The organism is Actinomadura barringtoniae, from assembly GCF_017573505.1.
In the GTDB taxonomy this organism is placed as follows: Bacteria; Actinomycetota; Actinomycetes; order Streptosporangiales; family Streptosporangiaceae; genus Spirillospora; species Spirillospora barringtoniae.
Genome location: NZ_JAGEOJ010000004.1, coordinates 427,849 through 449,967, shown reverse-complemented (window position 1 = coordinate 449,967; position 22,119 = coordinate 427,849). Strand labels below are relative to the sequence as shown.

Below are 22,119 nucleotides of genomic sequence, written 5' to 3'. Positions count from 1 at the left end.
TGATAGATTCCAACCAGTCGGTATGAAAGGACCGAATCATGGGCGACGCGCCGCCGTTCACCGACCTCAACCATGTCCTCACCACGACCCGCGCGGTCAGGCTCCGCCTGGACTACGACCGGCCGGTGCCCCTCGACGTGATCGGGGAGTGCCTCCAACTCGCCCTTCAGGCCCCCACCGGCGGGGACGCGCAGGACTGGCGCTGGGTCGTGGTCGCCGATCCCGAACGCAAGGCCGCGCTCGCCGACCTCTACCTCGCCGCGTACGAGGAGCACGTCCTCGCGCCGCTGAACGGGTCCGCGGGCACGGAGGGCCGTGAGGTGAAGGGTCGCCTCGGCGGGGTCGGAGCGGACGGCCAGGTCAGCGAACGCACCCAGCGCATCCTGCGCGGAGCCGACCACCTCGCCCGCACCATCGGCCGCGCGCCGTACCTGGTGATCCCCTGCGCCACCCGCCCGCTTCCCGAACGAGGCGGCCCGGGTACGAGCTCGGCGGTCTACGGGTCGATCTATCCGGCGGTCTGGCAGTTCAACCTCGCGCTGCGCGCCCGCGGGCTCGGCACCGTGATCACCTCGCTGCACCTGCACCACGCCCGGCGGGCGGCCGAGATCCTCGGGATTCCCGGCACCGCCCTCCAGGTCACCCTGCTTCCGGTCGCCTACACCCAGGGCACCGAGTTCAGGCCCGCCGCGCGCAGGCCCGTGAACCAGGTCGCCTACCTCGACCGGTGGGAACGGCCGTTCCCCTACGAAGACAAGCCGATCGACCAGCTCACCGGGGAGGAAGCTCTGTGAGAGCCGCCCACGTCACCACCCCTTCCGCCGAGGACCCCGTCAACGCCATCGAAGTGGGGAACGTCGACATCCCCGAGGCGCCCGACGGCTGGTCCCGCGTCGAGATCCACGCGGGTGCGCTCAACATGCACGACATCTGGATGCTCCGCGGCGTCGCCGGTGGAGCGCCCTGCGTCCTCGGCAGCGACGGGGCCGGGATCTGCGACGGCGAGGAGGTCCTCGTCCATCCCGTCCTGCCCGCGACGGCCGGCAGGGGTGTCGCGCACTCCGTCCTGCTCAGTGACCGGGGGTACGGGCTGCTCGCCGAGCAGGCGGTCGTGCCCGCGGGCGGTGTCGCGCCCAAGCCCGCCCATCTGACGTGGGAGGAGGCCGCGAGCATCCCGACCGCCTGGCTCACCGCGTACCGGATGCTGTTCACCAAGGCCGGGCTTCAGGCCGGCCAGACCGTCCTCGTCCAGGGCGCCGGTGGGGGAGTGTCCACCGCGGTCATCGCGCTCGCGAAGGCCGCCGGGGCCTCGGTGATCGTCACCTCGCGGTCCGAGGCCAAACGCGAACGCGCCCTCGAAGCAGGTGCGGACGCCGCGCTCCGGACGGATGAACGGGTCCCCGACCTCGTTGACGTCGTCATCGAGTCCGTCGGCCCCGCCACGTTCGAGCACTCGGTGAAATCGGCCAAGGCGGGCGGCACGATCGTCGTCTGCGGCGCGTCCACAGGCTTCACCGCGCCGATCGACCTGGCCCGGCTGTTCGCCCGCGAGCTCACCGTGCACGGATCGACGATGGGCACCCGCGAGGAGTTCGCCGCCCTGGTCGCCTTCGTCGGCGAGCACACGATCCGCCCGCTGGTCGACAGCACCGTCGCGCTGGACGACGTCCGGACGGCGGCGCAACGCATGCTCGACGGCGACGCGTTCGGCAAGCTCTGCGTGGCCGTCCGATGAGCACCGTCGTCGTCGAACGCCGCGGGCCGGCGCTCTGGGCCCGCATCGACCGGCCCGGGGCCGGTAACGCCTGCAGTTCGGCCGTCATGGCGGGCCTCGAGGACTGGCTCGACCGGGCCGGCGAGCCCGGCGTCGCGGCCCTCGTTCTCACTGGCACGGGCAGGAGCTTCTGCGCCGGGGCGGACCTGACCGAGGGGCAGAGCCTGCTCGGGGATCCGCCCGCGCTGCGGGCGTTCCTCGAACGCGGGCGCGACCTCGTCGGGCGGGTACGCGAGGCGGGCAGGCCCACGATCGCGGCGGTCAACGGCGCCGCGTACGGCGGCGGGCTGGAGCTCCTCCTGGCCTGCGACATCGCCGTCGCCGGCGCGAGCGCGCGCATCGGCGACCGGCACGTGGCGGTCGGCCAGGTGCCCGGATGGGGTTCCAGCGCCATGCTCCCGAAGGCGGTCGGCCCCGCCATCGCCCGGAGGCTGCTGATCACCGGGGAGACCTGGACGGCCGAGCAGGCCGCGGGCCGCGGCCTGGTCAGCGAGGCCGTCCCCGACACCGACCTCGACGACCACGTACTGGCGATCGCGAACCGCATCGCCGGCCTGGACCCCGTGGCGGTCGCCCGGATGCTCAAGGTCGCCCGGGGCCACGGCGACGAAGACGCCTGGTCACGCGAGGCCCGCGTGCTCCGGGAGCACATCGACGGCCAGATCGCTGCCTTCACCGCCGCCCGGCGCGCACGCTGAGGCGTAGCATTTACATTACGACCAGTCGGAATGGAGTGGCTCCACGATGCGGACGCCCCAACGGACCGCCCTGAACGGGCCGTACGAACTGCTCGACCTGGTCGGCAGTGAACTCGGCGCCAGCCAGACCCGGGTGGTGACCCAGGACGAGATCGACCGGTTCGCCGACGTCACCGGCGATCACCAGTGGATCCACGTCGACGTCGAGCGGGCCGTGGCCGGCCCCTTCGGCGGTACGATCGCCCACGGCTTCCTGACCCTCGCGCTCGTGCCCCGGCTGCTCGCCGACATCCTCACGATCGAGAACGTGTCGATGGGCGTCAACTACGGGCTCGACCGCGTGCGGTTCGTCCGGCCGCTGCCGCCCGGCACCGAGATCCAGGGCGTCGCCACGCTCGTCTCGGCCGAGCGGGTTCCGGCCCGCGGCGGCGGGCAGGAGGGCGTGCAGGCCAAGGCGTCGGTGGTCGTGGAGTTCGCGAACGACGCCAGCACCTGTTGCGTGGCGGAGATCTTGTTCCGTTACCATCCGTGACCGATACCGGAAGGAGCGCGATGGCAGAGGAGACCGCGGTCGCGGCGGACGAGTCCCCGAGCGAGGACGAGTCCCCGGGCGGGCCGGCGGAGCAGTCCCCGGGCGGGCCGGCGGGCGAGGCCCGCGGCGGGCCGGAGGAGGCGGCGGGCTCGCGGACCGAGGACCCCGGCTGGCGGTGGTCCGGCGGCTACGACCCGCAGCGGACCCGCCGGGAGATCGTCGACAGCGCGCTCTACCTGTTCGAGCGGGAGGGCTTCGACCGTACGACGCTCAAGGAGATCGTCGTGCGCGCCAACCTCACCAAGGGCGCGTTCTACCACCACTTCCAGAGCAAGGAGGATCTGCTCTGGAAGATCCAGAACGACTATCTCGACACCCAGATCGAGTCCGCCCGGGCGATCATCGACGAGGACTCCGACCCGGTCGAGCAGCTGCGCGCACTCATCGGCCTGAGCCTGGCCGGGGTGGCGACCTACCGGGCGCACGTCGCGATCTTCTACCAGGAGCGGCGGCACCTCACCGGCGACCGGCTCCTGTCGGTCGGCGAGAAGCGCGACACGCTCGAGACGATCTTTCGCGAGGTGGTGCAGCGCGGCATCGACGCCGGCGCGTTCCGCCGGGAGATGAGCGACCGCATCATCACCTTCGGCATCTTCGGCATGTGCGCGTCGGCCTTCCAGTGGTTCAACCCCGAGGGCAGCCTCGGGATCGACGAGGTGGCCGAGCAGTTCTGCGAGCTGATCCTCATGGGACTGCTCACCGAGTAGGGACGCCGGGGCCCCGGCGCCCCACCCGTCAGTCCGTGGCGGCGACGACGGGCGTGGTGAACCGGCCCTGGTAGAACGACAGGGCCGGCGTCTCGCTCGGCTTCAGGTGAACGTGGTCCACGGCGACCAGGATGATCACGTGGTCGCCGCTGGTGATGATCTCGGCCGGGTGCCCGGCGAGGATGGCGGGGGTCTCGGGCAGCAGCGGGACGCCGCCCGGGCCGGGCGTCCAGCCGACGCCGCCCAGCCGTTCCTCACCCGACAGCCCCGACGTGGCGAACCGCCGCGCGACGTCCTCCTGCTCCTGGCTCAGGATGTGGATCGCGATGCGCTCGGCGTCGGTGAGGGTCTGGAAGCTCGACGACGAGTGCGCCAGGCAGAACAGCACCTTCGCCGGGTCGAGCGACACCGAGGTGAAGGAGTTGACCGTCAGCGCCGCGACCCGCCCGTCGGCGGTACGGGCCGTCACCGCCGTCACGCCGGTGGGGAAGTGACCGCACACGCGGCGGAACTGGGTGGAGTCGAACAACGGTTCGGTCGTCATCGGGTCACCGCCGGGGGAGAGGAAGCGTAGTCGGGCCGGAGGCCGTCCTCGAGCTGGATCAGGCACACCGTGTGGCCTCCGGGGTCCTTCACCAGGTGAAGCGGGCCGTGCGGGCTCTCGATCGGCCCGACGGTCGGGGCGCCTCCGAGCTCGGTCGCCAGAGCGACCGCCTCGTCGAGCGACGTGACGCTGAAGTAGGTGATCCACTTCGACGGCACGAGGTTCGGCCACTCGTTGTCCATCTCCAGCACGCCCGCGACCGGGACGTCGCCGAGGGTCAGCACCGTGTAGGGCCGTCCGGTCGGGGTGTCGTCGCGTTCCTCGGTCCCGTAGTGGAAGAGGGACCGGTAGTAGGCCACCGACTTGCCCGGCTCGCCGGTGTCCAGCTCGTTCCAGCAGAGCGCGCCGGGCACGTTGAGCAGCTGGACGCCCGCGCGGGCCTCGCCCTGGTAGAGGCCGAAGGCCGCGCCGAACGGGTCGATCACGGTCGCGCCCGTCCCGGCGGCCGGGAGGTACCGCGGGCCCGTCACGAGTTCGCCGCCGAGCGCGACCGCCTCCTCGGTGCCCGCCGCGATGTCGTCGATGGCGAAGTAGGTCAGCCAGCCGCGTGGCCGCCCGCCGTGCAGCGACCCGTCGGAGATCCCGGCGACGTCGCGGCCGTCGACCGAGCACATCCGGTACGTCGAGCCGCCGAGCCGCTCATGCCGGGCCGACCAGCCGAGGAGCGCGGAGTAGAACTCCTCCGCCGCCTCGGGATCGGGCGTGCACAGCTCGACCCAGACCGCCTCGCCCGGCTGGAACACGGGGTCGTTCACGATTCGCCTCCCTCGTGGCCGGCGTCGACGATGGTGCGCGCCGACGCCTCGTACGCCCGGTCGGGCCGGCCCGTGCGCAGGCTGGACTCGACGACGTCGACGATCGCGCGCAGGGTGTCGCCCGGCACCGCGAGCAGCCCGTCGACGACCTCGTCGACGGCCTTGTCGAGCTCGGCGGCCCCGGGCACGACCTTGGAGACCAGGCCCCACGCCTCCAGCCGGCGGCCCGTGGCGCTCGTGAGCCCGCACAGCAGGGCGTAGGCCTGGGCGCGCGGCAGCGCCTGGGCGATCAGGTGGCCGACGCCGGCCGGGGCGAACCCGAACCGCGCCTCGGGCAGCGAGACCTGGGCGTCCGCCGCGGCGACCGGGAGGTGCACGGCGTCCAGCAGGCCGACGCCGAACCCGATGACCTTGCCGCGGACCCCGGCCACCACCGGCACCGGCAGCCGCCGGATCCGATCGACGAGCGCGTCGCTGGCCCGCAGGCGTTCGGCCACGGTCTCCGCGGACTCGCCGAAGAGGCCCTCGAACGCCGAGGTGTCCCAGCCGCCGCAGAAGTGCCTCCCGGCCATGTCCAGGCGGATCACGACGCAAGACGGGTCATCGGCTGCGGCCTCCAGGGTCTCGGTCAGCTCCAGCAGCAGGGCGGTGTCGAAGCAGTTGCCCCGCGCGGAGTTGTCGAAGGTCACCCTGGCGACGCGCCCCTCGTAGTCGTTCGTCACTGTGATCGACATGGCCAAATCATACATGCCAGTCGGTATGAAATAAGGCCCGGGCCGTGAAAATCTGGACAGAGTCCTGCATCATGACCTGGATCTGACCATTGACTTGATACCGGCCGGTCGGTACTTTGTGACGACCGTCACGGGCCCGGGTCTGAGAGACACGGGAATGCCGTCGCCCCGACGTCGCGGGCGATGCGACGCTGGGGAGGATCCAAATGATCAAGAACGCCCTGACCCCTCGGCGACTGGCGAGCGTCGCCGTCGCGGCAGCGGTGGCGATCGGCGCCGCCGGTTGCGGCGGCGATCCGGGGACCGGTTCGGCGGGCACGTCCACGATCCGGGCGCTGCTCAACGCCCAGCCGGCCACGCTCGACCCGATCGCCGGAGCCCGTTCGGCCCAGGTCGTCTGGGCGACCATGATCGAGCCGCTCATCGCCACCGACGCCGAGCTGGAGCCCGCCAAGACCGGTCTGATCACCGACTGGAAGCGCTCCTCGCCCGACAAGTGGACGTTCACGATGCGCGAGGGCGTGAAGTTCAGCAACGGGGAGCCCGCGGACGCCGCGGCGGCCGCCGCCACGCTGGAGCTCACCCGCAGCTCGGCCACCTCGCTGCTGAAGACCTACTTCACCAACGTCGCCTCCATCGAGGCCCCGGACGCCACGACCATCGTGATCAACACCAAGCGCCCGCAGTACGACATCCCGAACCTGCTGACCACGGTGTTCCTGCTGCCGCCCAAGTACTACAAGCAGAAGGGCCCGGCGGGCTTCTCGGCCGCCCCGGTCGGCACCGGGCCGTACACGTTCGAGGCCTCCAAGGCCGGACGCGAGATCTCGGTCAAGGCGAACCCGGCCTACTGGGGCCAGAAGCCCGGCAACACCGGGGTCACCTTCACCTGGGCGACCGAGGCCTCGCAGCGGCTGGCGCTGCTGCAGAGCAAGAGCGTGGACGTCGCCTTCGACCTGCCGCCGGCCCAGGCCGACCAGGCCAAGGGCGCCGGGCTCAAGGTCGTCAGCACCGAGAGCGCGCTGAAGATCACTGCGGTCCTGGAGACGACCAAGGCGCCCTTCGACAACCCCACCCTGCGGGAGGCGGCGGCCCTCGCGATCAACCGGGACGACATCGTCAAGGGCATCTTCAACGGCAAGGCGGTCGCCGACGGCGGCCTGCTGAACGTCAAGCCCGGCACGCAGCCCAAGGACAAGGTGGACGCCGACCCGGCCAAGGCCAAGCAGCTCGTCGGCTCGTCGTCGCCCTCGGTCAACCTGACCTATCCGGCCGCGCAGTACACCAACATGAAGGAGGTCGCGCAGGCCGTGGGCGCGAGCCTCGAGCAGGCCGGCTTCAAGGTGAAGTACCTGCCCGTCGACTACGGCACGCTGGTCAAGCAGGTCGTGGGCCGGCAGATCAACGGCATGTACATGCTCGGCGCCGTCCCGAACGTCGCCGTCCCCGACTTCTTCGCCACCGGCTACGTGAAGACGGCGTCGATCACCGGCAACTGCCCGAGCCCGGCGACCGACAAGATGATCGCCAAGGCGCTGGAGCAGAAGGACGCCGCGGCCGCGCAGAGCACCTACGACGAGCTCAACTCGATCAGCGTCGTCCAGGAGCACTGCTTCGTGCCGCTGTACAAGCAGATCTACAACTACGGGCTCGGCTCGGGCGTGGACGGCGTCGTCTACGGGCCGCTGAACAGCGTCGACTTCACGAAGGCGACGCGCTGACGATGGCCGGCATCCTGGAGAAGGAGGTCCCGGCCGGTGACGGCCGCGGCCTCCCCGGCTCCGAGAACGCGCCGGTGCTCGTCGTCGACGGGCTCGTGGTCGAGCACCGCAACCGCACCACCGGCGAGGCCTTCCGGGCCGTCGACCAGGTGTCGCTGAGCGTCGGCGCGGGGGAGAGCGCCGCCGTCGTCGGTGAGTCGGGCTCGGGCAAGACCACCCTGGCGATGGCCGTCACCGGGCTCGGGCCCCGCGGCGAGGGCGACGTCACGCTCCTCGGGCGCTCGCTGGCCACGCTCGGCCGGCGGCGGCTGCGGGAACTGCGCCGCGAGGTGCAGATCGTGTTCCAGGACCCGCACGGATCGCTGGACTCGCGGCAGTCCGTGCGCTCGGGCCTCAAGGAGCTGCGCGGGCTGCAGCGCGAACGCACCTCGTGGATCGACGACGCCGGGCTGCTGGAGCGGGTCCGGCTCTCCCCGGACCTGCTCGACCGGTACCCCCACCAGCTCAGCGGCGGCCAGGCGCAGCGGGTCTGCATCGCGCGGGCGCTGCTCATGCGCCCCCGCCTCATCGTCGCCGACGAACCGACCTCCGGCCTCGACGTCTCCGTCCAGGCCGACGTGCTCACGCTCCTTCGGGAGGTACGGGAGACCACCGGAGCCGCCATGCTCATGATCAGCCACGACCTCGCGGTCGTCCGGTCCGTCTGCGACACCGTCCACGTGATGCGGCGCGGGCGGGTCGTGGAGTCCGGTCCCTGCGAGACCGTCTTCACCGATCCCTCCGACGACTACACGCGCGAGCTTCTCGCCGCGATGCCCGGAGCGCGATGGAGGGCACGCCGATGACCGCTTCGCTGACCGAGAGCACGCCGGCCAAGGGAACGCCGGCCAAGGGCTTCTCGCCGAGGGCCGCCCGCCTGCGGCGCGCCGGAGCCCGGCTCGTGACCCTCTTCGCGTCGTTGTTCATCGCTTTGACGATGGCGTTCGCGCTGGGGCGGCTGTCGGGTGACCCGACGACCAACATCCTCGGACCCACGGCGGCGCCCGACCAGCGCGAGGCGCTCCGCCAGCAGCTGGGCCTGGACCGCCCGCTGCTCGTGCAGTACTTCGACTACCTCAAGGGCGTCTTCACCGGGGACCTCGGCGACTCGCTGCAGTTCTACCAGCCGAACACGACGATGATCTTCGATCGGGTGCCGTTCACCCTCCAGCTCGTCGCGGGCGGCATGCTCCTCGCCATCCTCATCGGGGTGCCGCTGGGCGTGCTCGCGGCGACCCGCGAGGGCACCTGGTGGGACCGGGCCGCCTCCACGGTGGCCCTGCTCGGCCAGTCCGTCCCGGTGTTCTGGCTCGGCATGATGCTCGTCGTCCTGTTCGCCGTGAAGCTGGGCTGGCTCCCGGCCGGGCAGTCGGGGACACCGAAACACCTCGTCCTGCCCGCCCTGACGATGTCGCTGTACCCGATGGCGCACATCGCACGGCTGACCCGGGCGTCCATGAGCGAGGCGCTGTCCGAGCCGTTCATCGACTCGGCCCGCGCCCGCGGCATCAGCCGGGTGCGCGTGGTGTGGCGGCACGCGTTCAAGAACGCGCTGATGCCGGTGCTGACCATCGTCGTCCTGCAGACCGGCATCCTGCTGTCGGGCGCCGTCGCGATCGAGTACGTCTACTCGTGGCCCGGACTGGGACAACTCGCCCTCCAGGCGGTCCAGTTCCGTGACTTCCCGCTGGTCCAGGCCATCGTGGTGTTCGGCGCCGTCGTCTTCGTCTGCCTGAACCTGATCGTCGACGTCATCCACTCCGTCGTCGACCCGAGGGTGAGGTGAACCCGCGATGAGCAGGCTCGGACTCGACCCCCTCACGTCCGGCGACAAGGCGGAGGCCGCGGCCGCCGCGGCGGAGCCCGGCACGACGCCGCGCAAGGCCTCCAGGCGGTCCCGCACCTCGGTGTTCTGGCTGGCCGCGCCGCTGGTGGTGATCGCCGCCCTCGTCTTCGTCCTGCCGCTGACCGGGCTCCTGCCCGAGGGCGGCCAGAACCTGTCGAAGACGCGGCTGCCGCCCGCGTTCCTGGACGGCGGCACCTGGGCGCACCCGCTCGGCACCGACAAGCGCGGCCAGGACATCCTCACCGGCCTGGTGACCAGCGGCCGGCTGACCATCATGATCGGCCTGGTCGGCGCCCTCGTCGCGATCGGGCCCGGCGTGCTGATCGGCCTGGTCGCGGGCTACTTCCGCGGCTGGGCCGACAAGGTGATCTCGATCCTCATCGACGCCCAGCTCGCGCTGCCGTTCATCCTCATCGCGCTGGCGATCATCTCCAACCGGGGCAGCTCGCTCCCGGTGCTGTTCCTGGTCCTGGCGCTCACCGGCTGGGCGGCCTGCGCCCGGGTGACCCGCGCCACCACCATGACCATCAGGGAACGGCAGTTCGTCCTCGGCCTGCGGGCCGTCGGCGCGTCCGAGGCCCGGATCGTGTTCCGGCACGTGCTGCCCAACCTCGCCGGGACGATCGTCGCCCTCGGAACGCTCCAGGTCGGCACCGCGATCCTCGTCGAGAGCGCGCTGAGCTTCCTCGGCCTGGGCGTCGTTCCGCCCAAGTCCAGCTGGGGCTCCATGCTCGCGTCCGGTCAGGACGAGCTGAGCCAGGCCTGGTGGATCGCGTTCTTCCCGGGGCTCGCCATCACCGTCCTGGTGCTGCTGGTGAACCTGCTGGGCGACGCGCTGCTCACCCACCACGACCCACGAAAGCGGCGCCGATGACCGAGCAGGCAACGGAACAGAGGGAGGCCCTGCTGGACGTCGCGGGCCTGTCGATCACGGCCAGGCTCGCCGACAGCGACCTGCCGCTGCTGGAGGACGTCGACCTGGCGATCGGGCGCGGCGAGATCGTCGGCGTCGTCGGCGAGTCCGGCAGCGGCAAGACCACCCTGGCCCGCGCGGTCGTCGGCCTCCTGGAGAAGAACGTCCGGGTGGACGGCGGCTCGATCGCGCTGTCGGGCGACCGGATCGTCGCCAAGGGCGTCGACCGCACCGGCAAGGTCCGCGGCGCCGCCGTCGGGATGGTCTTCCAGGACGCGTCCCGTTCGCTCAACCCGCTGATGAAGGTGCGGGCGCACCTCGCCGAGGTGCTGCGGCGGCACGTCGACGGCATCACCAAGGACGAGGTCGAACGGCGGTCCGTCGAGGTGCTGGAGCAGATGCGGATCACCGACGCCCGCCGCGTCCTCGACAGCTACCCGCACCAGCTGTCCGGCGGCCTGCGCCAGCGGGTCGCCATCGGCCTGGCGGTCGTCACGCGGCCGTCGATGGTCATCGCCGACGAGTGCACCACGGCGCTGGACGTCACCACGCAGACCAAGGTCGTGGAGCTCTTCCGCACGCTGGTCGACGAGCTCGGCATCGGGCTGCTGTTCGTCACCCACGACCTGATGCTGGCCAGCGACCTGTGCGACCGCATCGCGGTCATGAACCGGGGCCGCGTGGTCGAGCAGGGCCCCGCCATGGAGGTCCTGGACCGGCCCCGGGAGGACTACACCCGGCGCCTGCTCGCGGCCATCCCGACCTGGAACTGACCTGGACCTGAGGAGGCACGACCCACCCATGCCCGAGCAGAACGGCATCGGCGCGTACGCGGCGTACCTGCCCGCGTACGCGCTGACCAGCAATAGTCTCGACGGGACGCAGGCGCGCGCCGGTGGACCGGCGCGCAGCGTCGCCGCGTTCGACGAGGACTCGGTGACCATGGCGGTGGAGGCGCTCCGCGAGATCGCGGGCGGTACCCCCGCGGGCCGCCAGCTCATCCTCGCGACGACCAGCGCGCCCTACGACGGCAAGACGTCGGCGGGGATCGTGCACGAGGCACTCGGCCTGGACTCCGGCGTGGCCGCCGCCGACCTGCGCGGCCACCGGTCGGGCGCCACCGCGCTCGACCTGGTGCTGCGGGCCGGTGCCGCCGCCGCGCTCGCCGACGTCCGCACGCCCCGATCCGGGGCGCCCGACGAGCTGGCGCAGGGCGACGCCGCCGCCGCGTTCACCCCGGGTGACGCCGCGGCCGTCCTGCTGGCGCGCGCGGGCCGCACCGCCGAGGTGCTGGACCGCTGGCGGCTGCCCGGCGAGCGCCACGACCACGTCTGGGACGAACGGTTCACCGCCGAGATCCTGGTCGCCGCCGGCCGGGAGGCCGCGCAGCAGGCCCTGAGCGACGCCGGGCTGGATGCTCCCGACCACGTCGTCGTCGCGTCCTCCAACGCCCGCGCCGCCGCCGTGCTCCGCCGCACCCTGCACGGTTCCGGCGAGGACGCCGAGGTCGAGCGGCTCACCGGCTACACCGGCGCCGCCCATCCCGGGCTGCTGCTCGCCGCGGTCCTGGACACCGCCGAGCCGGGCCGGACCGTCCTGCTGGTCTCGGCCGCCGAGGGCGCGGACGCGTTCGTCTTCCGCGTCGGTGCCGGGGTCCGGTCGGCGCGCGGCGGGCGAACGGTGCGGGAACAGCTCGCCGATCGCGAGGAGCTCGCCTACGGCCGCTACCTGCGCTGGCGCGGCCTGCTCGACGTCCAGGGCCCGGCCCGTCCGGCCGCACCGTCCCCGGCCGCCCCGCCGATGCACCGCCGCGCCGGCTGGAAGTACCGGCTGGAGGGCAGCCGCTGCGACGCGTGCGGCGGCGTCACGACCCCGCCGAGCCGGGTCTGCGCGTGCTGCGGCATCGCCGGAAGCGACATCGCCGCAAGCGGCGGCGCCCAGGGCAAGGTCTCGCTGCGCGACCGCGTCGCGACGGTGGTCTCGGTCACCCAGGACCACCTGACGACCATGCCGGAGACGCAGGTCGCGATCGTCATCGCCGACTTCGGCACGGGCGCCGACTCCAGCGGCGGCGGGCGCCTGAACGCCTACGCGACCGACGTCGCGCCCGGGGACGTGACCGTGGGCATGCGGATGCGGCCCGCGTTCCGCCGGCTGTGGACCACCGACGCGATCCACAACTACTTCTGGAAGCTCCGTCCGTGGAAGGCCACGACCAATGACGACTAACCGCATGGCCCACGACGTCGCCATCGTGGCGATGGGCTGCACGCCGTTCCGCGACCACTGGAACTCCTCGGCCGACGACCTGCTCGTCGACGCCGTCGGCGACTGCATGAAGTCCCTGCCCGGCCTGTCGCTGGAGGACGTCGACGCGTTCTGGGTCGGCACCCAGGGGACGGGCCTGTCCGGCCAGGTCCTCGCCCGGCCGCTGCGCCTGGTCGGCAAGCCCGTCACCCGCGTCGAGAACTACTGCGCGACCGGGTCGGAGTCGTTCCGCAACGCCGTCTTCGGCGTCGCGTCGGGCGCGTACGACATCGTCATGGCGACCGGCGTCGAGAAGCTCAAGGACAGCTCGCAGTCGGGCCTGTCGGCGGTCCTGCCGCCCGCCGACGGCACCGACGTCGACTGGACGGCACCGGCCGGCTTCTCGCTGCTCGGCCCCGCCTACCAGGCCGCCCACGGCGTGGGCGACCGGGACATGCGCAGCGCGCTCACCCACGTCGCGGTGAAGAACCACGCCAACGGGGCACTCAACGAGCGCGCCCAATTCCAGAAGGCCGTCTCGGCCGAGACCGTCGAACGGTCGCCGCGCATCGCGGGCCAGCTCGGCGTGATGGACTGCTCCGGCGTGTCCGACGGGGCCGCGGCCGCCGTCATCGTCCGGGCCGAGGACGCGCACAAGTACACCGGCAGGCCCGTGTACCTGCGCGGGATGAGCTTCGTCGCCGGGTCCGGCGCCGGGCTCGCCTCCTCCGGCTACGACTTCACCACGTTCCCCGAGGTCGTCGCCGCCGCCGAGCAGGCCTACGAGCAGGCGGGCGTGGCCGACCCGGCGACGGAGATCTCGCTGGCCGAGGTGCACGACTGCTTCACCCCGACCGAGGTCGTCCTCATGGAGGACCTGGGGTTCTCCGAACGCGGCAAGGCCTGGCGCGACATCCTCGACGGCCGCTACGACCGCGACGGGGCCCTGCCGGTCAACACCGACGGCGGGCTGAAATCGTTCGGCCACCCGGTCGGCGCCACCGGCCTGCGGATGATGTTCGAGTGCTTCACCCAGCTGCGCGGTGAGGCGGGTGAACGGCAGGTCCCGGGCGCCAGGCTCGCCGTCGCGCAGAACCTCGGCGGCCAGCCGGGCTCGTCGGTCGCGTTCGTCGCCGTCCTGGGGAGCGAGCTGTGATGGGGGAGCCGATGGGACGCGTCGACCTCGACGGCCGCGCGGTGATCGTCACCGGCGCCGGCAACGGCATCGGCCGCGCGCACGCGTTCGCGCTGGCCGCACGCGGGGCGCAGGTGGTCGTCAACGACCTCGGGGGCGCCCTCGACGGCAGCGGCGCCTCGGGAGCCGCCGAGCGGGTCGCCCAGGAGATCCGCGACGACGGCGGCATCGCCACCGCCTCCACGGACTCGGTCGCGACCGTCGGGGGCGGCGCGGCCCTGGTGGCGCGGTCGATGGAGGAGTTCGGACGCGTCGACGCCGTGATCCACAACGCCGGGATCCTGCGCGACCGCACCTTCGGGAAGATGAGCGACGACGACGTCACCGCCGTCCTGGACGTGCACCTGGGCGGCGCGTTCAACGTGCTGCGCCCGGCCTGGAACCACATGGTCGAGCAGCGGTACGGCCGGATCGTGCTCACCACCTCCTCGTCCGGGCTGCTCGGCACGTTCGGCCAGGCCAGCTATGCCGCCGCCAAGGCGGGCCTGGTCGGCCTGATGAACGTGCTGTCCCTGGAGGGCGAGCGCAAGGGCATCCTGGTCAACGCGCTGTCACCGACCGCGGCCACCCGCATGACCGAGGGTCTCCTCGGCGAACTGGCCGAACGGTTCGACCCGCGCCACGTCGCGGCGGTCGGCGCCTACCTGGCCTCCGAGCAGTGCGAGCTCAACCGGCACGTCCTCACGGTCGGCGGCGGCCGGGTCGGGCGCATCTTCACCGGCGTGACCCCCGGCTGGTACTCGGGGCGTGAGCCCGCCTCGCCCGACGACGTCCTCGCGTCGATCGAGGAGATCACCTCACTCGACGACCACATCGTCCCGCGCGGCGGCGAGGACGAGGTCGCGCTCATCCAGAAGGTCCTCGGCGCTTAGGAGAGAAGCATGCCCGTCAGCGAAGTCCACCACGTCGCGATGACCGTCTCCGACGTCGACCGCGCCGCCGACTTCTACGAGAAGGCCCTCGGTTACCGCAGGACGCTGCGTTCCAACGTCGGCGGGCCCGGGATCGAGGAGGCGCTCGGTCTCCCCGAGGGCACCACCGGCAAGGTCCAGTACATGCAGGGCCCGTCGCAGATCGGTCAGCTCGAACTGATCGAGTGGAACGGTACAAAGCGCCGCACGGCGTCCGCCGGGCACCTGGAGCTCGGCACGTTCCTGCTGAGCTTCCAGGTCCCGCACGAGGAGATGGACGAGGTCTACAAGCGGGTCTCCGGATTGGGCGCCGAGTGCCTGAGCCCGCCGCACCGGACGCTCCTGGAGAACTACGGCCACATCACCGCGTTCGCGGCCCGCGACCTGGACGGCAACCTCCTGGAGTTCGTCAGCCTGCCCAGCCGGGAGGAGATCAAGGCGTTCCGCGCCGGAGAGGCCGAGAGCTGATGGCGACCAGTAACTTCAGCGAGACCCTCAGGATCCAGGCGCTGCGCCGCGGCGGCCGGGAGGCCCTGGTCGGCGAGGACGGCAGGCGCTGGACCTACGCCGAGCTGGACGCCGACGTGGACCGGCACGCGGCCGCGCTCATCGAGGCGGGCGTCACGCCGGCGGACCTGGTCGGCGTGCTCGGCCGCAACACCGCCACGTACGTGATCGAGCTACTGGCCGTCAGCCGCGTCGGTGCCGTCGTGGTGCCGCTCAACTGGCGGCTGCACGCCACCGAGCAGGCCTACGTCGTCGGTCAGGCCGGGATCGGCTGCCTGCTGTACGACGACGACTTCCGCGACGACGCGGCGCGCCTGAAGGACGACACTGGCCTGCGCGTCGTCGTCGCGAACGGGAAGGACGTGATCCCCGGCGCCCACCGGCTGGGCGAGCTCCTCGCCGCGCAGCCGCCCGGCGCCGGTGTCGCCGACGCCGAGAAGGGCCAGGACGACGTCCACCGGCTCCTCTACACCTCCGGCACCACCGCGCGCCCCAAGGGCGTAGTCCACACGTGCGGCAACCTGGTCGCCAACCACCGGGCGCAGATCCTCGAACTGGAGCTCACCCAGAACGACCGGATCCTCGTCTCGGCGCCGCTGTTCCACGTCAGCGGCCTGGAGGCGCCCGGCCTCGCCACGTTCGTCGCCGGGGCGACGATGGTCCTCACGCCGACGTTCAAGGCCGAGGACATCGCGCGCATCGCCGAGCGGGAGCGCATCACCGGGATGGTCCTGGCCGCCCAGATCCTCTTCGGGATCATGGACCTGGACCCGCGCCCCGATCTCGGCGCCCTGCGGTACCTGCTCTTCGCCGGGGTGGCGCCGAACGTGCGCCGCAGGGTGAAGGCCCTGCTGCCGCACGTGCGCACGATCGACACGTTCGGCATGACCGAGCTGTGCAACGGCGCCTGCTACATGGACGAGGCCCACGAGGAGTCCAAGCTCGGCGCGCTCGGGGCCCCGTTCCCCGGCGTGCACATCCGCATCGTGGACGAGGACTTCCAGGAGGTGCCGCGCGGCACCGAGGGCGAGATCATCGTGCGCGGCGACAAGATCTCGCCCGGGTACTGGAACGACGACGAGGCCAACGCGCGCACCCGCCGGGACGGCTGGTTCCTGACCGGCGACGTCGGCCGGATGGACGAGGACGGCTACCTCTGGTTCGTCGACCGCCGCACCGACCTCATCAAGTCGGGCGGCGAGAACATCGCGAGCGCCGAGGTCGAGCGGGTCATCGCCCAGCACGAGGAGGTAGCCGAGGTCGCGGTCATCGGCGTCCCGGACGAGAAGTGGGACGAGGTGCCCAAGGCCTTCGTCATCCTGCGCGAACCGTCGGCGGCCGGGCCCGAGGACATCCGCCGGCACTGCCTCGGCCACCTGGCCAAGTACAAGGTGCCCAAGCACGTCGAGATCGTCGCCTCCCTCCCGCGCAACGACTCGGGCAAGGTCCTGAAGAAGAGGCTCAGGGAACAGGAGAACCCGACATGAGCACGGCGAACACGGCGAACCTCGCCCGGATGCTCGCGCTCAACGCCGTCCGGTTCGCCGACAGGGACGCGCTGGTCTTCGAGGACCGGCGCTGGACGTACCGCGAGCTGGACGCCGACGTGAACGCGCTCGCGGCGGGCATCACCGCCGACGGCGCTTCGGCGGGCGGCGCCTCGGCGGGCGGCGTCACGCGTGGCACCCGGGTCGCGGTCGTGGCCAACAACGTGCCGGAGTTCCTGATCCTGGCGCTCGCGCTGGCCAAGCTCGGCGCGGTGTGCGTGCCGCTGAACTACCGGCTGACCTCGGGCGAGCTGAGCCATCTCATGCAACGGGCGGGCGTCGAGGCGGTCGCGACCGTTCCGGAGTACGCCGAGCTGACGGCCAAGGCCGTCGCCGGGCTCCCGGGTGTGCGCAAGCTCGCGCTGGAGCCCATCGACGACGCCTGGACGGACGTGAACGCACTGATCGCGGCCCGCCGGGGCGAGCGGGTCCCCGACGCGGAGCTGGACGACGACGCGCTCCAGCGGATCGTCTACACCTCGGGGACGACGAGCCTGCCCAAGGGCGTGCTGCTGACGCACGGGAACGTCAACGCGAACATGCACGCCCAGATCGTCGAGCTGGGCCTGCGCCCGACCGACCGGATCCTGAACTTCGCGCCGCTCTACCACGTCGGCGGCACGGACCTGCCGGGGTACGCGATCTGGCACGTCGGCGGGCGCATGGTCGTGCAGCGGCGGTTCGAGCCCGCCGGCATCCTGACCGCGATCGAGGCCGAGGGCATCACCGGCATGGTGGTCGCGGCGACCATGCTCGACATGATCCGCCGGGCCGCCGAGACCACGAGGGCCGACCTGTCCTCGGTGCGCTGGCTGATCTTCTCGCAGGTGACGTCCGCGCTGTTCAAGGTCGCCCGCGAGCTGTTCCCGAACGCGCGGCTCATCGAGGGATACGGCCTCACCGAGACCTGCAGCGGCCTGACGTACCTGGACGAGGCCCACATGGAGAGCAAGCAGGGCTCGGTGGGCATCCCCGTGCCCTGGGTGGACGTACGGGTGGTGGACGCCGAGGACCAGGACGTCCCGGTGGGGGAGAACGGCGAGGTGATCGCCCGGGGTCCCAAGGTGAGCCCCGGCTACCTCGACGACCCGGGCGCCACGGCCGAGACGTTCCGCGGCGGCTGGTTCCACACCGGCGACGTCGGCTGCTTCGACGAGGACGGCTACCTCTACATCCGGGACCGGCTGAAGGACATGATCCGCAGCGGCGGGGAGAACATGTCCAGCGCCGAGATCGAGAACGTCCTGGCCGACCACCCGCTGGTCCTCGCGGCCTCGGTGGTCGGCGTCCCGCACGCCAAGTGGCAGGAGGTGCCGGTCGCGTTCGTCGTCGGCCGGCCGGGGCTGGAGGCCGGCGAGCTGATCGCGCACGCGCGGGAGCGGCTCGGCAGGTTCAAGGTCCCCAAGGAGATCTACCTCGTGGACGAGCTGCCCACCAATCCGTCCGGCAAGGTCCTCAAGCGCACGCTGCGGGAGCTCCAGCCCGGCATGAGCCCTGACTGGGCCTATGCCGAGCGGGACTCCGGCAGCTGATCAACCCATGATCGCGGGGGATCGGCGGGTGACGCCCAGGATGAGCGACAGCGTATGAACCAGCGCGAAGCGCTTGGTCCCGGGGCCGAGCTCGTCCCACGGCTTGGCCCACTCCAGGTGCGGAACGATCTCCCAGGCGGTGTCGTAGGTGCGCAGGAGCCGTTCCACGGTGTCGAGTTCGGCCTGGTGGTGGGCCTTCAGCTCCTCGGCCCGCCGGGCGATGTCCCGGTAGGGGAACTGGTGTGCCGGGCAGGCGATCTCGGCCCCGAGGTCGCGGATGCGGTCCAGGGATGCCAGCAGGTCGCCGGCCGGGTCGTCGCCCGGCAGGCTCGGGATGGCCAGCTGGGTCGGTCCCTCGGCCATCATCGTGTCCCCGGTGAACACGATGCCGCGCGAGGTGTCGAGGTAGACGGTGTGGCCGTAGGTGTGGCCCGGGGTGTGGATCCCGAGGATCGTCGTGTCGCCCAGGACGTGCTCGGAGTCGCCCTCGGGGGAGTGGTCGAGCTCCAGGTTCTCGGCGTGGTGGGCGACCTTGACGGCGGCGCCGTACATGCCGTCGATGACGTCCCGGGGCGCGCCGGTCCGTTCCAGGGCCCCGCGCAGCTGGACCAGGAACCCGCCGCCGCGCACGCGGCGCTGGTGGGCGAAGTCGTCGTCGCGGCCCATGGCGATCGCGGCCCCGGACGCCGCCCTGATCCGGTGGGCGAAGCCGACGTGGTCGGGATGGTCGTGGGTGAGCAGCACCAGCCGGATGTCGGCGAGGTCGTGCCCGATCTCGCCCAGGGACGCCGTGAACGACTCCCAGCACGAGGGGTGCTCGTACCCGGCGTCGATGAGGACGAGGCCGTCGGAGGTCTCGATGAGGAAGACCGTGACGGACCTGAGCGGGCTGCCGTTCAGGGGCACCGGGACGGCGTGGACGCCGTCGCCGACGCGCAGCGGACCTGGGACTTCACGGGCTCGGTAGGCCGCGGCATGTTGTCCGCTGACAGGTATGGACATGTCGGGTGATCCCCTCTACTCTGCGATAAAGATACCGAATGGTCGGAATGTAGTTCAAGGGAGTGAGATGACCGAGGAGACGCAGGAGCAGGTCGGCTTCCGCCTCTGGGCCGTGTCCGACCCGGACCTGTGCGCGATCATCACGGCCGAGGACGAGCGCATCACCTACGGCGAGCTGTTCGCCGAGGTGAACCGGATCTGCCACGGCCTGCGCGCCCGCGGGGTGAACGAGGGCGACACGGCCGCCGTGGTCATGCACAACAGCGCCGCCCTGGCCGCCGCGTACCTGGCGGCGATGCAGTCGGGCCTCTACCTCGTCACGATCAACTACCACCTGACCACGCCGGAGATCGCCTACATCCTGGAGGACAGCGGCGCCAAGGTCGTCCTGTGCTCGGAGCGCGTCGAGGCGACGGTCCTCGCGGCGGCGGGCCCCGGCGTCGAGGTCTTCGTCGACGGCACGCCGGAGAAGGCCCGCGCGCTGCCGGAGCTGACCGCGGGTATGCCGGCGACCGACCCGGAGACGACCCCGAACGGGTCGCTGATGATGTACACCTCCGGCACCACCGGCCGCCCCAAGGGCGTCAAGCGCCGGCTCAGCGGCGTCAGTGCCGACAAGGGCGCCCTCACCTACGTCTGGCTGTTCAACGAGTTCGGCATGCACCGCGAGGCGTTCGCCTCATGGCTGGTCTCCGCGCCGATGTACCACTCGGCCAACATCACGCCCGCGATCGGGGCGCTGAACTGGGGCGGCACGCTCGTCCTGATGGACGGCTGGACCCCGGAGGGGTTCCTCCAGCGCGTCCAGAAGCACCGGGTCACCGGCACGAGCATGGTCCCCACGCACTTCCACCGGCTGCTGCGGCTCCCCGACGAGGTGCGCGACGCGGCCGACGTCTCCTCGCTGCGGTACGTGCTGCACGGTGCCGCGCCGTGCCCGGCCGAGGTCAAGCAGGCGATGCTGGACTGGTTCGGCCCGGTGATCTACGAGTACTACGGCTCGACCGAGGTCGGCACGACGATCGCGCGGCCGCGGGAGTGGCTCGCCCACCCCGGCACCGTCGGCCGGCCCGCCTCGATCTCGACCCTGAAGATCCTCGACGACGCCGGCCGCGAGGTCGCGACCGGCGAGACCGGCATCGTCTACATGCGCCAGGGCGAGGACAGGGTCGAGTACCACAACGACCCCGGCAAGACCGACGGCTCGCGCCGCGACGGGCTCATGACCGTCTGGGACGTCGGCCACGTCGACGAGGACGGCTTCCTCTACATCACCGGCCGCGCCGCCGAGCTGATCCTGGTGGGCGGCGTGAACGTCTACCCCGCCGAGATCGAGGGCGCCCTCGTCGCGCACGAGTGGATCGCGGACGCGGGCGTCGTCGGCGCGCCGGACCCCGACTACGGCGAGGTGCCCGCGGCGCACATCGTCCTCCACGACTCCGCGCCGGACGCCTCCACCGCCGTACGGGCGATCCAGGACCACCTCGCCGCCCGGCTGGCCGGGCCGAAGCTCCCGAAGGCCTACTTCGTGCACGCGGCGCTGCCGCGCGACCCCAACGGGAAGCTCTACAAGGCCCGGCTGGCGGACACCGGGGAGGTCCGCGCGTGACGGCTCCGAAACACAGCGACCGGGCAGGTGAAGATGGACTTCGATGACAGCGCCGCCGAACTGGCGTTCCGCCGGGAGGTCGGCGGCTGGCTCGACGGGGCGCTCCAGGACGTCCCGGATCAGGAGGACCTGACCGAGGAGGAGCGCACCCGCTGGTCGCGCCTCTACCAGGACCGCATGTGCGAGGCCGGCTGGGCCGGGCTCTCGTGGCCGGTCGAGCACGGCGGGCGCGGCATGGACGCGATCTCGCAGGCCATCTTCAACGAGGAGGCCGAGCTGCGGGGCGCCCCGTACGCGCTGAACGGCGTCGGCATGATGCTCGCCGGGCCGACGATCATCGCGCACGGCACGCCCGAGCAGCAGGCCCGTCACCTGCCGGGCATCCTGAAGGGCACCGACTACTGGTGCCAGGGCTTCAGCGAGCCCGGCTCCGGCTCGGACCTGGCCAGCCTGCAGACCGCGGCGGTCAAGGTGGACGGCGGCTGGCGCGTGACCGGATCGAAGATCTGGACGTCGAACGCGCACAACGCCTCCAAGTGCCTGCTGCTGGCGCGCACCGACCCGGACGCGCCCAAGCACCAGGGCATCAGCTACCTCCTCGCGCCGATGGAGGAGTTCGAGGTCCGCTCGCTGGTCATGATCAACGGCGACACCGAGTTCAACGAGATGTTCATCGACGGCGTGTTCGTCCCGGACGAGGACGTGCTCGGCGGCGTGGGCAACGGCTGGCGGGTCGCGCTGACCACGCTGGCCTTCGAACGCGGCAGCATGGCGCTCAACCTGTGGGTCTGGGCGCGGCAGGCCGTCGACCGGCTCACCGACCTGGCCCTGGAACGCGGTGTGGCCGGCGACTCGTCCTTCCACGACGCGATCGGCGCGCTGCGCTGCGACGCCGAGGCCGTCCGGATCGGCTCGCTGCGCATGGTCGGGGAGACCCGCGCGGGAAGCGCGCCGGGTCCGGAGACCTCGGCGCTGAAGAGCCTGTGGGCCGGTGTCGTGCAGGACGCCAACCGGCTGGCGGTGCAGATCGACGAGGCCGGGGGAGTGCTGCTCGACGGAGCGGGCGCCGCGGCCCGGATGCGCCACTACCTTCGCGCGCGTGCCCACACCATCGAGGGCGGCACCGAAGAGGTCCAGAAGTCGATCCTTGCGGAGCGGGTGCTGAGCCTGCCCCGTTCACGCTGAA

Annotated in this window: 22 protein-coding genes; 18 read left to right on the top strand and 4 right to left on the bottom strand. The window is 71.8% G+C overall.

Annotated features, from left to right (window positions below):
• Positions 1–38 precede the first annotated feature (38 nt).
• Genes J4573_RS12000 through J4573_RS11980 form a run of 5 tightly spaced genes read left to right on the top strand, consistent with a single transcriptional unit; the run spans position 39 to position 3,771 of the window.
• Positions 39–794 carry a nitroreductase family protein gene (locus J4573_RS12000; protein WP_208255444.1) on the top strand — a complete coding sequence of 252 codons (756 nt, stop codon included), beginning with the start codon at positions 39–41 and terminating at the stop codon, positions 792–794.
• A complete protein-coding gene (locus tag J4573_RS56040; RefSeq protein WP_307796597.1) occupies positions 791–1,735 on the top strand; it encodes a zinc-binding dehydrogenase in 945 nt (314 codons plus the stop codon). The genes J4573_RS12000 and J4573_RS56040 overlap by 4 nt, the downstream gene beginning before the upstream one ends.
• Positions 1,732–2,472 (top strand): enoyl-CoA hydratase/isomerase family protein, encoded by a 741-nt coding sequence (locus J4573_RS11990; RefSeq protein WP_208255442.1) that lies wholly within the window; start codon positions 1,732–1,734, stop codon positions 2,470–2,472. The genes J4573_RS56040 and J4573_RS11990 overlap by 4 nt, the downstream gene beginning before the upstream one ends.
• Before the next feature lie 46 nt (positions 2,473–2,518).
• Complete coding sequence (locus J4573_RS11985) at positions 2,519–3,004, top strand: MaoC family dehydratase (RefSeq protein WP_208255441.1); 486 nt, start codon at positions 2,519–2,521, stop codon at positions 3,002–3,004.
• Between the two features lie 20 nt (positions 3,005–3,024).
• Positions 3,025–3,771 (top strand): TetR/AcrR family transcriptional regulator, encoded by a 747-nt coding sequence (locus J4573_RS11980; protein ID WP_208255440.1) that lies wholly within the window; start codon positions 3,025–3,027, stop codon positions 3,769–3,771.
• A gap of 28 nt (positions 3,772–3,799) precedes the next feature.
• Here the strand turns inward: J4573_RS11980 and J4573_RS11975 are convergent, their stop codons facing one another.
• From J4573_RS11975 to J4573_RS11965, 3 genes are read right to left on the bottom strand one after another with little or no spacing between them, the layout of a single operon-like run.
• The gene (locus J4573_RS11975; protein ID WP_208255439.1) at positions 3,800–4,315 is read right to left on the bottom strand and encodes a flavin reductase family protein; all 516 of its coding nucleotides are present in this window, start codon (positions 4,313–4,315) and stop codon (positions 3,800–3,802) included.
• Positions 4,312–5,130, bottom strand: a complete 819-nt coding sequence (locus J4573_RS11970) for a VOC family protein (RefSeq protein WP_208255438.1) — start codon at positions 5,128–5,130, stop codon at positions 4,312–4,314. The genes J4573_RS11975 and J4573_RS11970 overlap by 4 nt, the downstream gene beginning before the upstream one ends.
• The gene (locus J4573_RS11965; RefSeq protein ID WP_208255437.1) at positions 5,127–5,864 is read right to left on the bottom strand and encodes an enoyl-CoA hydratase/isomerase family protein; all 738 of its coding nucleotides are present in this window, start codon (positions 5,862–5,864) and stop codon (positions 5,127–5,129) included. The genes J4573_RS11970 and J4573_RS11965 overlap by 4 nt, the downstream gene beginning before the upstream one ends.
• A 206-nt stretch (positions 5,865–6,070) precedes the next feature.
• Here J4573_RS11965 and J4573_RS11960 point away from each other — a divergent pair, with 206 nt between their 5' ends.
• Genes J4573_RS11960 through J4573_RS11910 form a run of 11 tightly spaced genes read left to right on the top strand, consistent with a single transcriptional unit; the run spans position 6,071 to position 18,322 of the window.
• Positions 6,071–7,585 carry an ABC transporter substrate-binding protein gene (locus J4573_RS11960; protein ID WP_208255436.1) on the top strand — a complete coding sequence of 505 codons (1,515 nt, stop codon included), beginning with the start codon at positions 6,071–6,073 and terminating at the stop codon, positions 7,583–7,585.
• A gap of 2 nt (positions 7,586–7,587) precedes the next feature.
• A complete protein-coding gene (locus tag J4573_RS11955) occupies positions 7,588–8,430 on the top strand; it encodes an ABC transporter ATP-binding protein (protein ID WP_208255435.1) in 843 nt (280 codons plus the stop codon).
• Positions 8,427–9,410, top strand: coding sequence for an ABC transporter permease (locus J4573_RS11950; protein ID WP_208255434.1), 984 nt, complete (start codon positions 8,427–8,429; stop codon positions 9,408–9,410). The genes J4573_RS11955 and J4573_RS11950 overlap by 4 nt, the downstream gene beginning before the upstream one ends.
• A 7-nt stretch (positions 9,411–9,417) precedes the next feature.
• Positions 9,418–10,344 carry an ABC transporter permease gene (locus J4573_RS11945; protein WP_208255433.1) on the top strand — a complete coding sequence of 309 codons (927 nt, stop codon included), beginning with the start codon at positions 9,418–9,420 and terminating at the stop codon, positions 10,342–10,344.
• Entirely contained in the window at positions 10,341–11,156 is an 816-nt protein-coding gene (locus tag J4573_RS11940) for an ABC transporter ATP-binding protein (protein ID WP_208255432.1), read from the top strand. The genes J4573_RS11945 and J4573_RS11940 overlap by 4 nt, the downstream gene beginning before the upstream one ends.
• Before the next feature lie 28 nt (positions 11,157–11,184).
• Positions 11,185–12,612 carry a hydroxymethylglutaryl-CoA synthase gene (locus J4573_RS11935; RefSeq protein WP_208255431.1) on the top strand — a complete coding sequence of 476 codons (1,428 nt, stop codon included), beginning with the start codon at positions 11,185–11,187 and terminating at the stop codon, positions 12,610–12,612.
• Complete coding sequence (locus tag J4573_RS11930; RefSeq protein WP_208255430.1) at positions 12,602–13,786, top strand: acetyl-CoA acetyltransferase; 1,185 nt, start codon at positions 12,602–12,604, stop codon at positions 13,784–13,786. The genes J4573_RS11935 and J4573_RS11930 overlap by 11 nt, the downstream gene beginning before the upstream one ends.
• 11 nt (positions 13,787–13,797) lie before the next feature.
• Positions 13,798–14,697 carry an SDR family NAD(P)-dependent oxidoreductase gene (locus J4573_RS11925; RefSeq protein WP_208255429.1) on the top strand — a complete coding sequence of 300 codons (900 nt, stop codon included), beginning with the start codon at positions 13,798–13,800 and terminating at the stop codon, positions 14,695–14,697.
• 9 nt (positions 14,698–14,706) lie between these two features.
• Positions 14,707–15,204 carry a VOC family protein gene (locus J4573_RS11920; RefSeq protein WP_208255428.1) on the top strand — a complete coding sequence of 166 codons (498 nt, stop codon included), beginning with the start codon at positions 14,707–14,709 and terminating at the stop codon, positions 15,202–15,204.
• Positions 15,204–16,730 carry a class I adenylate-forming enzyme family protein gene (locus J4573_RS11915; protein ID WP_208255427.1) on the top strand — a complete coding sequence of 509 codons (1,527 nt, stop codon included), beginning with the start codon at positions 15,204–15,206 and terminating at the stop codon, positions 16,728–16,730. The genes J4573_RS11920 and J4573_RS11915 overlap by 1 nt, the downstream gene beginning before the upstream one ends.
• Entirely contained in the window at positions 16,727–18,322 is a 1,596-nt protein-coding gene (locus J4573_RS11910; protein WP_208255426.1) for a class I adenylate-forming enzyme family protein, read from the top strand. The genes J4573_RS11915 and J4573_RS11910 overlap by 4 nt, the downstream gene beginning before the upstream one ends.
• On the opposite strand, the gene J4573_RS11905 is transcribed toward J4573_RS11910, so the two are convergent.
• The gene (locus J4573_RS11905) at positions 18,323–19,324 is read right to left on the bottom strand and encodes an MBL fold metallo-hydrolase (RefSeq protein ID WP_208255425.1); all 1,002 of its coding nucleotides are present in this window, start codon (positions 19,322–19,324) and stop codon (positions 18,323–18,325) included.
• 67 nt (positions 19,325–19,391) lie between these two features.
• Here J4573_RS11905 and J4573_RS11900 point away from each other — a divergent pair, with 67 nt between their 5' ends.
• Together J4573_RS11900 and J4573_RS11895 are read left to right on the top strand one after the other, a co-directional pair.
• Positions 19,392–20,933, top strand: a complete 1,542-nt coding sequence (locus J4573_RS11900) for an AMP-binding protein (protein ID WP_208255424.1) — start codon at positions 19,392–19,394, stop codon at positions 20,931–20,933.
• 33 nt (positions 20,934–20,966) lie between these two features.
• The gene (locus tag J4573_RS11895; protein ID WP_208255423.1) at positions 20,967–22,118 is read left to right on the top strand and encodes an acyl-CoA dehydrogenase family protein; all 1,152 of its coding nucleotides are present in this window, start codon (positions 20,967–20,969) and stop codon (positions 22,116–22,118) included.
• The last annotated feature ends 1 nt before the right edge of the window (position 22,119 follow it).

Bases quoted from the DNA above. Each gene is read 5' to 3' on its own strand.
- J4573_RS11985 (WP_208255441.1), top strand. From the start codon at position 2,519: ATGCGGACGCCCCAACGGACCGCCCTGAACGGGCCGTACGAACTGCTC.
- J4573_RS11975 (WP_208255439.1), bottom strand. From the start codon at position 4,315: ATGACGACCGAACCGTTGTTCGACTCCACCCAGTTCCGCCGCGTGTGC.
- J4573_RS11925 (WP_208255429.1), top strand. From the start codon at position 13,798: ATGGGACGCGTCGACCTCGACGGCCGCGCGGTGATCGTCACCGGCGCC.
- J4573_RS11900 (WP_208255424.1), top strand. From the start codon at position 19,392: ATGACCGAGGAGACGCAGGAGCAGGTCGGCTTCCGCCTCTGGGCCGTG.
- J4573_RS11910 (WP_208255426.1), top strand. From the start codon at position 16,727: ATGAGCACGGCGAACACGGCGAACCTCGCCCGGATGCTCGCGCTCAAC.
- J4573_RS11960 (WP_208255436.1), top strand. From the start codon at position 6,071: ATGATCAAGAACGCCCTGACCCCTCGGCGACTGGCGAGCGTCGCCGTC.
- J4573_RS11980 (WP_208255440.1), top strand. From the start codon at position 3,025: ATGGCAGAGGAGACCGCGGTCGCGGCGGACGAGTCCCCGAGCGAGGAC.
- J4573_RS11915 (WP_208255427.1), top strand. From the start codon at position 15,204: ATGGCGACCAGTAACTTCAGCGAGACCCTCAGGATCCAGGCGCTGCGC.
- J4573_RS11930 (WP_208255430.1), top strand. From the start codon at position 12,602: ATGACGACTAACCGCATGGCCCACGACGTCGCCATCGTGGCGATGGGC.
- J4573_RS11905 (WP_208255425.1), bottom strand. From the start codon at position 19,324: ATGTCCATACCTGTCAGCGGACAACATGCCGCGGCCTACCGAGCCCGT.
- J4573_RS11965 (WP_208255437.1), bottom strand. From the start codon at position 5,864: ATGTCGATCACAGTGACGAACGACTACGAGGGGCGCGTCGCCAGGGTG.
- J4573_RS11935 (WP_208255431.1), top strand. From the start codon at position 11,185: ATGCCCGAGCAGAACGGCATCGGCGCGTACGCGGCGTACCTGCCCGCG.
- J4573_RS11895 (WP_208255423.1), top strand. From the start codon at position 20,967: ATGGACTTCGATGACAGCGCCGCCGAACTGGCGTTCCGCCGGGAGGTC.
- J4573_RS11940 (WP_208255432.1), top strand. From the start codon at position 10,341: ATGACCGAGCAGGCAACGGAACAGAGGGAGGCCCTGCTGGACGTCGCG.
- J4573_RS12000 (WP_208255444.1), top strand. From the start codon at position 39: ATGGGCGACGCGCCGCCGTTCACCGACCTCAACCATGTCCTCACCACG.
- J4573_RS11990 (WP_208255442.1), top strand. From the start codon at position 1,732: ATGAGCACCGTCGTCGTCGAACGCCGCGGGCCGGCGCTCTGGGCCCGC.
- J4573_RS11945 (WP_208255433.1), top strand. From the start codon at position 9,418: ATGAGCAGGCTCGGACTCGACCCCCTCACGTCCGGCGACAAGGCGGAG.
- J4573_RS11955 (WP_208255435.1), top strand. From the start codon at position 7,588: ATGGCCGGCATCCTGGAGAAGGAGGTCCCGGCCGGTGACGGCCGCGGC.
- J4573_RS11950 (WP_208255434.1), top strand. From the start codon at position 8,427: ATGACCGCTTCGCTGACCGAGAGCACGCCGGCCAAGGGAACGCCGGCC.
- J4573_RS11920 (WP_208255428.1), top strand. From the start codon at position 14,707: ATGCCCGTCAGCGAAGTCCACCACGTCGCGATGACCGTCTCCGACGTC.